This is a genomic window from Acinetobacter sp. UBA6526 (genome assembly GCF_002434875.1).
Classification (GTDB): domain Bacteria; phylum Pseudomonadota; class Gammaproteobacteria; order Pseudomonadales; family Moraxellaceae; genus Acinetobacter; species Acinetobacter venetianus.
In genome coordinates, this window is record NZ_DJLC01000148.1 from 1,244 (window position 1) to 11,872 (window position 10,629).

Sequence of the window (10,629 nt, forward strand, 5' to 3'; positions counted from 1 at the left end):
TGCTGAGTTTTTATGCCAGTACATTGAGTGATCTTTTTTGGAAATTTGATTACTAGAACATCCAAAAATTAAAATCAAACAAATAATTATAAATAAACGTAAAGCAAGGGATAATAATCATTAAACTAAAATCCAATAAAAACGCTTTTACTAAACTAATCTGCATCCACCATGCAATCAATGGAATTAAAATCGTAATTAACACCAACTGAAAGCCAATCGCATGTGCCACTCGTCTTTTCACCGTTCTGGCTTTAGAGACTTGTCTTTTTTCCCATAACTCAAAAACATAGTTATAGAAAAAGTTGACCGTCACGGCGATGACTGCAATCAAAATCGACAAAGGGCCTGTATGGCTGAGTGTGGTTCCTGACAGTGCAGCCAAAATCATGGCACAGATAAAAAAGCTGAGTACTTCGTAGAAAAATACATAGGTCACTCTTCTTTTCGTTCCTTGCATGACAACACCTAGCAATCAATAAAAAATTGGATTTTACGCTTTAATTCTGATAAAAAAAGTTAATCGTTATCAAATTTTCTGACAAGGAATTACATGAGACTCAATCGTGAACAGCTTGAACTGATCCTTGAAATTATTGATCGCGGTAGTTTTTCGGCGGCAGCACGCGCATTGAATCGCGTTCCTTCAGCGGTGAGTATGGCGATTGCCAATTTAGAAGCAGAACTGAATTTAAAACTTTTTGAACGCAGTAAAAATCATCTCGAACCGACAGAGGTTGCCCTTTCAATAGAACCACATGCACGATTGATCGTGACAAAAATGCGCCAGCTCGACATGCATTTAACAGAACTTTCCACTGGTTTAGAAACCCGTATTTCAATCGGTATTGCTGCTGATATGAATCAACGATATTTACTGGCTGGTGTTGAACAATTGATACAACTTTATCCGCTGTTAAATATTGAAATGGTGTGTGCGCCACAACAAGAGCTTAAAGCACGTTTGCAAAATAATGAAATTGATCTCTATGTTGCCTATAGTTCTTCTGAACTCGATAAAAATGAACGTTTCCGTTTATTGGGTGTAGAGAAATTTGTTGCTGCCATTTCTCCAAAAGATGCGCAACAACTCAAAGATCACGATAAAAATGAACTGACCATGCTATCCGAGTTACGGCAAATCATCGTCGCAAGTAAGCATTATCCTTTGCCTGATCGTCGTGTCTTAGTTTCAGATGCGTATTGGTATAGCGATAATTTAGCGATGGCCATCAATATGGTTGAGCAAGGTATGGGCTGGGGTAATTTCCCGCTTTCCATCGTGAGTGAACATTTTTCTAAGCACAGTTTGATTCGTTTAGAGTTTAGTAACACCACCAATGGTCTCGATATGCCCATTCATGCAATTTGGCCAAGTTACAAACCGTTAAGTAAAACACTTCAGCGTTTAATTCAACTGTGGGAAAAGCAAATTTAAAGCATCATAAAAAAAGCCCGACATCCTGTCGGGCTTTTTCGTATTTCGCACTTTAGGTATAACTCCTGTCGTACCTCACGTCCTGATGCTCAAACTTATTATTTTTGTTTTATGTTTTGGAACTTCCTGTTCCTGATGAGTTCATATTAGGCAATTTAACTTAGGCTGAAAATGGGACATTGACGTTAATCTATGTAGGAAATGGCTTACAGAATAGTTTTATGCTTGGCAAGAAATATCAAACATGCTTAAAAAGCAACCGACTTGTGTCTAAGTCAGTTTCTTTATCTTTTTTAGGACGGTATAAAAACCATTAAGGAATTGATTTAATATAATTTTTCCAATATGGTTTCGCATAACGACCATTATGTTAAATGGAGGTAAATTAGGGTAACTCGATATTTAATTGCTTTAACCTTTTCTTTGCTATTTCCTGCTGATCAGGATTAAACAAAGCAGAATATTCGGGTTTCAAAATGAGATATTCAACTGTTAGCTTTAAAGCTTCTGGTCCTCTTGAATATAATTCTATAAAACCATCAGGTATTTTACTTGATGAAATTAATAGTCGATTGGCTGTTTCAACTCCTCCGTACTGATCAAGCATTTTTTTAAATCTTGTTGGTTTATACGGTGGAGTAAGCTCTTTTGACTTATCATAAATTTGTCGCATTTCTTCATTAAATTTTTGTTCTACTTCAAACATATTAACCTCTATTTTTTAATTCTTTAAAGCCGAAATTACCATTCAATGTTAATACTTTTAGCACCACGATTTTTTAATTCTTTAATTAAGTCCTCTACAGATAAGTCTTCAATACTATTTGAATATTTTAAATTAACTCTAGTACCTGTAGATAGGTAATCGTTCAATTTTCTCCAAGTTTCTTGACTTGGTACTGAGTAGTAGTTTTCATGACAAGTATGTTCATAACGTCCTATCATTACTGTATTTATACCAATTGCTTCTGCAAGCTCTGTATTTGTTAATCCTTTTTTCTCACGTTCTTGTTTTAAAGCAATGTGGAAATCATTAGAATCTCTAGGAGGTAACATAAAAATACTCTTAAATGTTTTAGTGGTTAAAATATACAATAGTATTAAAGAGTATTAAGATCAAGTATTTTTTGAAATTATTTTTATCTATAGAGTTTTTTTAAGCTTTCCTAAAATTAACATAATACGCCTTATGCGAAATACGTAAAACAAAAAGCCCCTATCTAGGGGCTTTTTATAATTTTATTGATTAAATCGAATGACCTAAACGCTCACCCATTACTACAGTCGAGTTCGCTTTAAACTGCTCTTCCCATACCATTTTATCTTTTTCAAATAAAACCACTGCAGTAGAACCTAAGTAGAAGCGACCTAACTCTGCACCTTTATCCAATTTCATTTGATGATGCTGTAATTCAACTTTACCCGATGGTTTCACTTTACCAGTGGCAACAGTTTCAATACCAGCCACAATCATTGCGCCGACTAAAACCACCGCCATGCGACCAAGTTCTGTATCAAACAAACACACCATACGCTCATTACGCGCAAATAAACCCGGTACATTTTCAGCAGTCGTTTGGTTGACTGAAAACAATTCACCTGGAATATATAAAGTTTCAGTCAAAGTACCCGCTAAAGGCATATGTACACGGTGATAATCTTTTGGTGATAAATAAACTGTTGCAAATTGACCATCTACAAATGGCTTTGCAAGTTGTGGATCACCAATTAATTTCTCTACAGAAAAGCTCTGACCTTTGGCTTGGAAAATATCACCCGCTTCGATTTTGCCTAACTGAGAAATCGCACCATCCGCAGGGCAAACAATACTATCTGCTTGTTCATCAATTCCGCGCACACCATTTTTCAGGGCACGAGTAAAAAACTCATTAAATGATTTATATTGATTTGGATTCGTTTGCTCAGCAATACTCATGTCAATGCCGTACTTTGCTTTGAACGCTTGAATCACAGCAGTTTTCACCACAAAATTTTCGCTTGCAGCAACTTTACCTACCACACGGCTCAGTTGATGTTGTGGCACAAGATTTTGTGCTTTGATAAACAATTGTTTTTTTAAATCTGCTGCAAAACTCAAGATGGTGACTCCCCTGAAATAATAGGACTATCGAGGCGATTGCCCCATTCACTCCACGCACCATCGTAGGCTCTGACTTGCCAATTGAGCAATCTTGCCAAAATATACGCTAAGCCCGAACGATGATGAGACTGACAGTACACCACCACAGGTTGTTGTAAATTAAAGCCTAATTGTTCTAAACGTTGTTGTGTGCGTTCAAGCGGGTGTAATTTTAGATGATTTTCACGATTAAGGGCAGTGCTCCACTCAAAATGCAGTGCATTTGGAATGTGACCGCCGCGTCGCGCAGCCAAACGTAACCCCGTATATTCTTCATTGGTACGGCAGTCCCATAGCTGAATATTCTGAGTTTGGACGTGTTCTAATAATTCGTTGTATTCAATCCGATGCTGTTGAACTGTATCCAAATCAACTTGTAAAGGATCGGTAACAGGTACGACAGTCTCAACTTCTGCCGTCGTAGGCAAACTTGCCCCCAGCCAACCATGAATTCCACCATTAATTAAACTGGTACGGTGGAAACCAAGACAATGTAAATTCCAAATCAAACGTCCTGCCCAAGCTCCGCCCTCATCGTCATACACAACAACATGATGCTGTGGTGAAATATTCAACTTTTCAATAAGTGCTTGCAGCCCTTCAATATCAGGCAATACACCATTGGCATTTTCTTGTTGAGCAACCAAATACTTTGGTTGTAAATGAATAGCATGGGGAATATGAAGTTGCTCATATACCGATGCTCGGCTGAGATCAACCACACGAATCAACTCATGTCCCAAATAAGGAACGAGCTGTTCAGGTTCAATCAGTAAATCAAGTTTAAAATCTACGTCAGTCATTGTTATGCTGTTTTATCATCCGCCTTATGCGTAATTTTAGCATAGCCGACTTTTTATCTTTGTCTGATTTTTTGCATTAATTTAGCAGAAAAGGAGATATAGCAAAAAGTTTAAAGATTATGGACTAAAAGTATAAAATTTACTGGTGCGGAGGCGGCATGGATGCCGCCCGTTGAACTGCGGCATCAAGGATGTGCCGTCAGTTCAACAAATGCCTTTGGTTACTTTGGGCAAAACCAAAGTAACTCACCGAAGGTCTATCCTGAAAATTGATGAGAATTAGGTAAGACACTGTAATGTCTCTACTCAACCTCCTCAATTTCAAACACCTGACGCAAATACGCCAAAAACGTTTCATTATCGCTCATGGTCTTGCCCGAACTATCTGAAATCTTCGCCACAGATTGACCATTACACTCCACTAACTTCAACACGATATTCAAAGGCGTTTGCCCCATATCATTGGTCAGATTCGTACCAATCCCAAAGCTGACTTGAAAACGATCTTTAAAATATTGATGTAACTGCCATGCTTTCTCTAAGTTCAAACCATCACTAAAAGTTAACATCTTGGTTTTACTATCAATTTTCAACTTACAATAGTGTGCATAGGCTTTATCACCCCATTCATAAGGGTCGCCACTATCATGACGTAAACCATCAAACAGCTTGGCAAAATACAAATCAAAATCACGCAAGAATGCATCCATACCGACCACATCTGTCAAAGCAATACCCAAATCCCCTCGGTACTCTTGCACCCATGCTTCTAATGCAGCCTTTTGGAAATTACGCAATCTAACATCAAGCGCCTGAAAAGCCTGTAAAAACTCATGTGCCATGGTTCCAATCGGACTGATCCTCAATTGTTTTGCCAATAGCACATTACTGGTACCACGAAAAACTTTCGGTGCTGCTGAATGAAATGCTTGTACGACATGTTTTTGCCATTCAAAACTATAACGACGACGTGTCCCAAAATCTGAGACTAAAAATGGAGGATCATTTTCTTGCTGTTGTTCTGCATATTTTTGCAATTGTAGCAGTTTTTGCTGTAAACGTCGTTCACCTTCAACAAAAACCTCATCATGACGAATTCTACGGAAATACAACTCGTTGACGATCGCCAACACAAAAATCTCAAACATCATCGCTTGAACCATCGGCCCTTCGATACGAATATCTAAACGACCCGCTTCATCTATACTGGCTTTGATAAAACGGCGCTTGAGTTGGAATAGTTCTAAATAATCAACAAAGTCACTTTTAATAAAACGCAATGAGCGTAAATATTGCAGCTCATCCTCAGCAAAACGAAGCTCACATAACACATCCAATTGATGATTCAAATCATCCAAGATCTCAACCAGAGGATAAACCGTATCGTCTAAATTTCGGCAACGAAATAAATAAACACTGTGCGCTTGTGGAAACTGATGTAACACCACTTGCAACATGGTGAACTTATATAAGTCAGTATCAAGTAAAGATCGAATAATCGCAGACATGGATGATGGTTTTAACCAATTCTTTTGCATAATATTTCTAGTTATACAACCAAATAGCCAATCTTGAATAGTAGACTTTTGCTGCACAGCTCATTTTTACCCAAACTCTCTGTTAAACTGGTCTGTCTTTTTTCAATCGATCATTTCCTCTTATGCGCGCATTAATACAACGAGTTCTTGAAGCTAAAGTAGTTGTTGATGGTCAAACTACAGGTGAAATTCAACAAGGTCTGTTGGTCTTTTTAGGATTAGGGAAAGAAGATGATTTAGAGAAAGGCAAAAAGCTGATTGATAAGATTTTAAAATACCGCATCTTTGATGATGAACAAGGAAAAATGGGCTGGAATATCAGCCAAGCCAATGGCGGTCTATTACTGGTATCTCAATTCACGCTAATGGCACAAACACAGAAAGGTTTACGTCCAGACTTTGGACCAGCGATGCCACCAGCAGAAGCCAAAGCACTTTATGAACAACTGGTTGAGTATGCTCAGCAACAGTTCGAAAATGTTCAAACAGGAATTTTTGCAGCTGACATGAAAGTCCATCTTATCAATGATGGACCCGTCACATTTAACTTAGAAATTGAATAATACATGAGAATAAAAAACTCCCTTTTGGGAGTTTTTTTATTGGGCTCATTTGCCTGTTTTTTCTTTGATAAATGCACGTGCCTGACGAATTTTTTCTTTTACAGGTTTTGGCACTTTAGGTGGAATAAGTTTAGCAGCCTGGTTGAACCACACGAGTAAGCTGAAGTCACCTTCCATTTTAATGCTACCGTCTTGCATACCTGTCATGAACGCAGTTGGATCACCTTTGACCAGTGTTTTCACACCTTGTTCACTATCTGCAAACTGTAAAATAAAGTCTGCTTTTTCAGGGTTACCTGCAACGGTATCAATCTTGCCATGGTTCACAATAATCTGACGTGCCATACCCAAATCTGTACCAATTTGAATACGGAACTCGCGGTCATGTACCAACTCAATAAACTTAGGGCTAGTACGTGCCAATTGCTTCATACGCAACGCCAAACCTGCCACCAACAAATCAAGTGGATCAGTGCTTACATCAACAATAGGTAACTTAACCACAGGTAAAGAAGAAAGCTTCATGACAATTATGCCCACAGTATAATGATGAAAATTAAGACAACCGTATCCTAGCACAATTGTAGCAGCGTCGGTAAAAGCTTTGTTGCAGAAAGTTGATACAAAAAAGGCATGCTTAGCATGCCTTTGATGTTGTTCGAATTATTATGATTTATCGGCTAGAACATTGTTGTTGGTCATCCTTATATACAGGTGTATGTTCAATATACTGACGATTTGCCAGTTGTTTTTGTGCTTGTTTGTCTTCACGTAAAAGAATGAATGTAACCGTCACCATCGCGAGGCTCAGTGCCGTCAGATAACTATAAGCGACTGACATTTCGAACGCGGTTTGCACACCAAAGCGCACCACTTCTAACAGTCCCCAGCTCAACATACCTGCCAACATAAAACCTAACCAACGACGATAAGGAGAAAAGAAAACAGCAATAACTGCGACAGCGATTAAGCCAAATCCAACCCACATGGTGAAATTCGCTGCTTCCATAGAAACCTCCGTCTTAAATAAGGTGGTCTGTATTCAATCATCAGACCTCATATTGTTCTGTAATCTCTAAACAGTGATTCGTATTGCATTAACGTCTTTATGCATTATGGAGCGTTTTTTTTAGAAAAAAAGAGCCTGAAATTAATCATACGACATAAGATGTCGCAATATGCTTTTGTCATTACATTTTTTTAATCTACAAAAAACCTGAATCTCTATATAGCGTCAATTTCCGCGTGTCATTACAAAAAAACATGCCTCATTTTCGCTGAGAAAAAACTTTTTTCTGAATTTTTTTATCGTTGTTTTTCTATACATTTAGACATAAATATGACGGATTAATGACGCACCAAAATGGAGAATGCCGTGACAAATCACGGCATAATTTAACACCCAAGATTATATTTTAAGCACGGTTTAAATCTTTATCATGCATACCTAATAAGTACAGCACGCCATCTAAACCAACGCTTGAGATCGCTTGGTTGGCATTTTGGCGAACCAATGGTTTCGCTCGGAAAGCCACGCCTAAACCTGCAATCGAAAGCATCGGTAAATCGTTTGCGCCATCCCCTACAGCCATCGCCTGCTCTAAAGAAATCCCCATTTTATCGGCTAACTGACGTAATAATTCAGCTTTACGTGCACCATCGACAATTGCGCCTTTTACTTCGCCTGTTACAACACCATTTTCGACATCTAAAATATTGGCGTGGACTTCGTCAATGCCTAATTTCTCTTGAAGATATTCAGCAAAATACTGAAAACCACCAGATAAAATTGCCGTACGATAACCCAATGCTTTTAAGGTTGAAATCAATCGAGCTGCGCCTTCAGTAATGGTCAAGCGTTCAGCAATCTTCGGTAGAACAGATGCATCCAATCCTTTTAATAAAGCGACACGCGCTCTAAAACTTTGCTGGAAATCAAGTTCACCCTGCATAGCACGTTCAGTAATTTCAGCGACTTGAGCACCCACACCTGCTTCTAGTGCTAGTTCATCAATCACTTCTTGCTCAATCAACGTTGAGTCCATATCAAAGCACACTAAACGACGATTACGACGGTAAGCATTGTCTTCTTGCACGGCCACATCGATATTCAACTCACCCGATAAGCTTAAACAAGCGGCACGCATGGCTTGCGCATCCAGCATTTGCCCACTGAGACCAAATTGCACACAGGCACGACGAGGAGAACTTTGCTCCGCATCTAAATCCAAACGACCTGACAAACGTGTAACCGTCTCAATATTAAAACCTTGACTAGAAACAATTTTTGTGACGGCTTGCAAATGTTCAGCCGTTAATTCAGGTGCCAATGCTGTCACGATATAACGTGTGCGCCCACCTTCACTCACCCATTGATCATATTCTGCGTTGGAGATTGGTTTAAATCGCACAGTTAAGCCAATATCATGTGCTAAAATCAGTATTTCTTTCATTGCTAGTGCTGTTGCAGTCTCATTATCCGAAGCAACAACGATCCCAAGGGTAAGTTGATTATGGATAACAGCCTGACCAACATCGAGTATTTGCAAAGAATGTACGGAGAGTACCTGCATTAATCGAGTAAACTGATTCGGTTGATCTGGTCCTAAAAAGGATATAAGAATGATTTCTCGCATGAATTGACTCGTGGTTGAGCGACAACTATTGTAAGAATCATAACATAACCCATGAATCTATTTGCCTTGGAAGTTTAACTTGAATGCGCCTCGACAAGGGCTATTTGCTAGCCTACTCACCGTAAGTTTTGCATTGCATACCTTTTTATTGGTGATTGCAACAACCCATCAGCTTAATGAAAATCGCGCTAGCCAAGGACAACTGATGACCAGTCAGTTGGTGGCAGATAGTCTTTCAGAATTAGAGCCTGCAAATACAGTCTCTTTGGCATTGGTCGCCAATCGTTATGCAACCAATCCGAGCGTTGCCTCGATTCGTATTTTGGATGCCAATAAACAAGTCCTTGCGACTAGTGGTATGGCAAAGACACGTCAAGGTGAGGTCTTTGTCCGTGATGCATTACAAAATGAAAAGAAAGTCGGAACGGTTGAAATTACGCTGATCGAACCAAGCATCGGAGAAATCTTAAGAACACAATGGTTGGCGATTCTAGTTTCATTGTTTATTCATGGCTTAATTTGGCTTGCGTATCGTGCAATCGCGCGACCAACACGCAGTGAATATCTTGCGCAGATCAATCAAGAAAATCATCTTAAGCATGAAATTCAACGTTTAACACAAGCTTTAGCTTTAGAAAAGCAAAATACTGTCACCTTGGTTGCTCAAGCACAGCAGCAAGCGAAAGCTCAACCGAAACCACGTATTGAAAAAAGTGTGAGCGATCAAGCACCGTTAGATGACCAATCATTGGCGCTTAATATTCAGTTTTATGATCCAAAACAGTTATTGAGTAGCGTCAATCAATCGGTTTCTTTGCCTTATTTTAAATTGTGCCAATTATTCTTAGATAAAAGTATTGATCTATGTACGAAGCACTACCAAATCGATGCAGAGAAAATTCAAGTTGTTCAAGAATTTAATGCGGATGGTGCGACATTATCAACAAGTGCAGATCAACCACATGCGCTTGAATGTTTGATGATGGTTGGGGGAGTTTTCCAATTATTGGCAGATGTTCTATATAAACGCTACCGTGAAGATAAACGCTTTGCACTGCAAACTCGCGGTGCTGTTGCTTGTGCAGTCGATGCAATGCAACTCGATGCGATTGAAGCATCCAAACGTTTAACTCAACATTTACATGCTAAAGAAGCAGCATTGCATTTGAATCATGATCAACTCAAAGAGATTCAAAATAATTATGAATTGGTCACAATGCCAAATCCAAGCAATATTATGACCCGTCATGCCTTTATGATTAATGGTATGAATGAAGCATGTGCAACGGTTGCTCAAAACCTTCGCACTGAGATTTTGATGGGTAAAAAAGCAAAATCATCTGCTGAATCTATCGATATTTCAACGCCATAACGCGTCCATCATGACTGCAAAACCAACCTAGTTCTTTGTTATAGAACTAGGTTTTTTAATTGATGATCAAGCACACAGGCGAAATTTATTAAAATGCGGTAAACTATGCCAGATTTATCGAATACTAATGCCGTTTCTG

General features: G+C 38.8%; 12 protein-coding genes. 3 read left to right on the forward strand and 9 right to left on the reverse strand.

The annotated features are described in order from the left end of the window. Positions 1-52: 52 nt before the first annotated feature. Positions 53-460, reverse strand: coding sequence for a PACE efflux transporter (locus tag B4237_RS09960; protein WP_349679987.1), 408 nt, complete (start codon positions 458-460; stop codon positions 53-55). Positions 461-553: 93 nt separating this feature from the next. On the opposite strand from B4237_RS09960, the gene B4237_RS09965 reads away from it, so the two are divergent. After that, entirely contained in the window at positions 554-1,438 is an 885-nt protein-coding gene (locus tag B4237_RS09965; RefSeq protein ID WP_286942944.1) for a LysR family transcriptional regulator, read from the forward strand. Between the two features lie 385 nt (positions 1,439-1,823). Here the strand turns inward: B4237_RS09965 and B4237_RS09970 are convergent, their stop codons facing one another. From B4237_RS09970 to pncB, 5 genes are all read right to left on the reverse strand, one after another. Continuing rightward, a complete protein-coding gene (locus tag B4237_RS09970) occupies positions 1,824-2,144 on the reverse strand; it encodes a hypothetical protein (protein WP_278595793.1) in 321 nt (106 codons plus the stop codon). Between the two features lie 35 nt (positions 2,145-2,179). Further along, positions 2,180-2,494, reverse strand: coding sequence for a helix-turn-helix domain-containing protein (locus B4237_RS09975; protein ID WP_278595794.1), 315 nt, complete (start codon positions 2,492-2,494; stop codon positions 2,180-2,182). A gap of 190 nt (positions 2,495-2,684) precedes the next feature. Further along, positions 2,685-3,536 carry an archaetidylserine decarboxylase gene (asd, locus tag B4237_RS09980; protein ID WP_278595795.1) on the reverse strand — a complete coding sequence of 284 codons (852 nt, stop codon included), beginning with the start codon at positions 3,534-3,536 and terminating at the stop codon, positions 2,685-2,687. Beyond that, entirely contained in the window at positions 3,533-4,381 is an 849-nt protein-coding gene (locus B4237_RS09985) for a sulfurtransferase (RefSeq protein WP_023012725.1), read from the reverse strand. Before B4237_RS09985 ends, asd begins: the two co-directional genes overlap by 4 nt. 302 nt (positions 4,382-4,683) lie before the next feature. Further along, entirely contained in the window at positions 4,684-5,889 is a 1,206-nt protein-coding gene (gene pncB, locus B4237_RS09990; protein ID WP_034604835.1) for a nicotinate phosphoribosyltransferase, read from the reverse strand. 152 nt (positions 5,890-6,041) lie between these two features. On the opposite strand from pncB, the gene dtd reads away from it, so the two are divergent. After that, entirely contained in the window at positions 6,042-6,482 is a 441-nt protein-coding gene (dtd, locus tag B4237_RS09995) for a D-aminoacyl-tRNA deacylase (protein ID WP_019385667.1), read from the forward strand. Positions 6,483-6,527: 45 nt separating this feature from the next. On the opposite strand, the gene B4237_RS10000 is transcribed toward dtd, so the two are convergent. The 3 genes from B4237_RS10000 to serB form a co-directional block, all read right to left on the reverse strand. Then, positions 6,528-7,007, reverse strand: coding sequence for a hypothetical protein (locus B4237_RS10000; protein WP_004878146.1), 480 nt, complete (start codon positions 7,005-7,007; stop codon positions 6,528-6,530). A 148-nt stretch (positions 7,008-7,155) separates the two neighbouring features. Continuing rightward, positions 7,156-7,491, reverse strand: a complete 336-nt coding sequence (gene aciT, locus B4237_RS10005; protein WP_004878149.1) for a ciprofloxacin tolerance protein AciT — start codon at positions 7,489-7,491, stop codon at positions 7,156-7,158. Between the two features lie 406 nt (positions 7,492-7,897). Then, positions 7,898-9,118, reverse strand: coding sequence for a phosphoserine phosphatase SerB (gene serB, locus B4237_RS10010; protein WP_004878150.1), 1,221 nt, complete (start codon positions 9,116-9,118; stop codon positions 7,898-7,900). A 61-nt stretch (positions 9,119-9,179) separates the two neighbouring features. Between serB and B4237_RS10015 the strand changes: the two genes are divergently transcribed. Beyond that, a complete protein-coding gene (locus tag B4237_RS10015) occupies positions 9,180-10,490 on the forward strand; it encodes a hypothetical protein (RefSeq protein ID WP_286942949.1) in 1,311 nt (436 codons plus the stop codon). Positions 10,491-10,629: the final 139 nt, after the last annotated feature.